The following is a 474-nucleotide window of genomic DNA, read 5'->3' as shown; positions in this document are numbered from 1 at the left end:
CGAATGGGGCGCGGGCGCCGGGGCCATGGACTGGGGAGTGTGCGTACGCGGCGCGACCGTACCACCGGCACCACCGCCGCCGTATCCTCCGCCGAAGCCGCCGGAGCCGGGGCCTGCGCCGTACCCACCGGCTGCCGGGGGCGCGGAGCCGCCACCCGTCGGGTCGACGACCGCCTCGACCTTCCACTGGACGTGGAACTGCTCGGCCAGGGCCTGGCGCAGTACGTCCTCGCTGCCGCTGCTCGCGAAGTTGTCGCGGGCTCCGGCGTTGACGAAGCCGAGCTGGAGGGTGGTGCCGTCGAAGCCCGTCACCTGGGCGTTCTGGCTGAGCAGGATCCAGGTGAAGCGGCGGCGGTTCTTCACGGCTTCGAGGATGTTGGGCCACAGCGACCGCGGGTCGAGCCCGCCGGCCGCGGTACCGGCTCCCGCGGCCGGGCCGGGAGGAGCGGCCGGGGCGGCAGGCCGCGCGGGGAC

At 75.5% G+C, this 474-nt stretch carries 1 pseudogene; it reads right to left on the bottom strand.

The annotated features are described in order from the left end of the window. Window positions 1-474, bottom strand: a pseudogene (locus C1I97_RS38730) (DNA polymerase III subunit gamma and tau); the annotation flags it as partial.

Source organism: Streptomyces sp. NTH33, from assembly GCF_003236365.1.
Classification (GTDB): domain Bacteria; phylum Actinomycetota; class Actinomycetes; order Streptomycetales; family Streptomycetaceae; genus Streptomyces.
This window is presented reverse-complemented; position numbering and strand designations above follow the sequence as displayed.